This window comes from Streptomyces sp. HSW2009 (assembly GCF_040240285.1).
Taxonomy (GTDB): Bacteria; Actinomycetota; Actinomycetes; order Streptomycetales; family Streptomycetaceae; genus Streptomyces.
In genome coordinates, this window is record NZ_JBEHZD010000813.1 from 1 (window position 1) to 2,540 (window position 2,540).

Sequence of the window (2,540 nt, forward strand, 5' to 3'; positions counted from 1 at the left end):
CAGGTCGGGTCGGGAGTGCCCGGGCCGGCTGCCGCCCCGGACGCCCCTGCGCCAGCGGCGCCGACCGAGCACGCGCCGGAGCCGGACGCGGCGGACGCATCGGAGGAGCCGGCTGAGTCGTCCGGCGGCGAGGCGCGTGAGGGCGAGCAGGGGGAGCGGACCGCCCCGCTGGGTGTCGTCCGGACGCCGACCGACCACCCGCGCGTGGACGCGGGGCTCGACCGGCTCGCCGACCTGGACCACCTGCCCGTCGACGGGCACCTTGCGGTGTACGAGGATGTACACCAGGGCCTGCGCGATGCGCTCGACGCACTCGACCAGCGCCCCGGGCCTGGCCCCCGGGTCCCGGCCCCGTCCCCGCACGATCACAGGAGCTGAACCGCACGTGGCAGTGAGCCGCCCACGCCGTACCCGACTCGATGCCGAGCTCGTCCGCCGCGAGCTGGCGCGTTCGCGCGAGCACGCGAGCCAGCTCATCGCGGCGGGCCGGGTGACCGTCGGAGGGGCGACCGCCACCAAGGCCGCCACCCAGGTCGAGCGGAGCGCCGCCGTCGTCGTCAGCCAGGACGACAGCGATCCGGACTACGTCTCGCGCGGCGGCCACAAGCTGGCCGGTGCGCTGTACGCGTTCAGCGACGAGTACCGGGCCAGGGTCGCCGCCGCCGGGCAGGCGCCCGCGGACGGCGCAGCCACGCCTGGCCCCGACGCCGCTCCCGGCCCCGCTTCTGCCCCTGACTCCGCTGCCGCGGACCCGGCCGGCTCTCCCGTCGGCGCCGAGGCCGGGCGGCGCGGGCTGCGCGTCGCCGGGCGCCGGGCGCTGGACGCCGGGGCGTCCACCGGTGGGTTCACCGACGTCCTGCTGCGCGCGGGGGCGGCGCAGGTGGTGGCGGTCGACGTGGGGTACGGGCAGCTCGCCTGGTCGTTGCAGAGCGATGACCGGGTGGTGGTCAAGGACCGCACCAACGTGCGTGAGCTGACCTTGGAGCAGCTCGATGACCAGCCGGTGGACCTGGTGGTGGGCGACCTGTCGTTCATTCCGCTGGGCCTGGTGCTGCCCGCGCTGGTGCGGTGCTCCGCGCCCGATGCCGACCTGGTGCTGATGGTCAAGCCGCAGTTCGAGGTCGGCAAGGAACGGCTGGGCAGCGGCGGGGTGGTCCGCAGCCGGGAACTACGCGCAGAATCCGTACGTGCCGTCGGGGCACGTGCGGCGGATTTGGGGCTCGGGGCACTGGGCGTGACGGCGAGTCCGCTGCCCGGGCCCGCGGGCAATGTCGAGTACTTTCTGTGGCTTCGCGCCGGGGCGCCTGCGCTGGACCCGGCGGATGTCGACCGTGCAGTGGCGGAGGGGCCCCGTTGACCACTTCAGCAACACCCGCACAGAACAACCAGAGCGACCAGAGCGACCAGAGCAACCAGAACGACCAGAGCAACCAGATCGATCAGACCCATCAGAGCGGCCAGAGCGACCAGGCTGGTCAGGACGCCCGGGATGGTCGGGGTGTCCGGGACGCAGCCGCGGCGCAGCCGCCGGCACCGACCGGGTCGGCAGCTCCGACAGCGGGCGGGCCGGTGGCTTCGACCCCCGGCAGGCTGGTGGCTCCGGCGCCGGCCGCTGCGGACGCGCTCGCCGTACCGGCCGGGCCGGCACCGACGGCTTCGGCACCGGCCGGGCCGCTCGGGCAGGCCGCCGCCGAGCCCCCAGCCGGCGGGCCGGCGGGGGAGCGCACCGTGTTCCTGCTGGCGCACACCGGCCGGCCGGCGGCCGTCCGCAGCGCCGAACTCGTCGTCCAGGGGCTGCTGCGGCACGGCATCGGTGTCCGGGTGCTGGCTGCCGAGGCGGCCGACCTGCCGCTGCCGTCGCCGGTGCAGCGCGTGGACGCCACGCCACAGGCCCTTGAGGGCTGCGAGTTGTTGATCGTGCTCGGCGGTGACGGAACGTTGCTGCGCGGCGCGGAGTTCGCCCGCACCTCGGGCGTGCCCATGCTCGGGGTCAACCTGGGCCGGGTGGGCTTCCTCGCCGAGGCCGAGCGGGACGACCTGGACCAGGTCGTGGACCGGGTCGTCACGCGCGCGTACGAGGTCGAGGAGCGCATGACGCTCGACGTGCTGGTCCGCAACGACGGGCGCATCGTGCACACCGACTGGGCCCTGAACGAGGCATCGGTGGAGAAGGCCGCGCGCGAGCGCCTGCTGGAGGTCGTCACGGAGGGCGACGGCCGCCCGGTCACCGGGTTCGGCGGCGACGGCGTGGTGTGCGCCACGCCGACCGGCTCGACCGCGTACGCCTTCTCGGCCGGTGGCCCGGTGGTGTGGCCGGAGGTGGAGGCGCTGCTGATGGTGCCGATCAGTGCGCACGCCCTGTTCGCCAAGCCGCTGGTCACCGCGCCGGATTCGGTGCTCGCCGTGGAGGTGCAGCCGCAGACCCCGCACGGCGTGCTGTGGTGCGGCGGGCCGCGCCCCGGGGGGGGGGGGGGGGGGGGCCCGGGGGGGGGGGGGGCCGCCCCCCCCCCACGGGGACCGGGGCGCACGGGACTTCCTGC

Annotated in this window: 2 protein-coding genes and 1 pseudogene; all 3 read left to right on the top strand. The window is 75.8% G+C overall.

Translation table 11 applies throughout. The annotated features are described in order from the left end of the window. Positions 1-378 (top strand): hypothetical protein (locus tag AAHZ94_RS32470; protein ID WP_502964848.1); only part of this gene is annotated, 378 nt, incomplete at its 5' end. A gap of 13 nt (positions 379-391) precedes the next feature. Next, entirely contained in the window at positions 392-1,357 is a 966-nt protein-coding gene (locus AAHZ94_RS32475; RefSeq protein ID WP_349997296.1) for a TlyA family RNA methyltransferase, read from the top strand. Positions 1,358-1,728: 371 nt separating this feature from the next. Next, positions 1,729-2,457 (top strand): annotated as a pseudogene (locus tag AAHZ94_RS32480) (NAD kinase); the annotation flags it as partial. Positions 2,458-2,540: the final 83 nt, after the last annotated feature.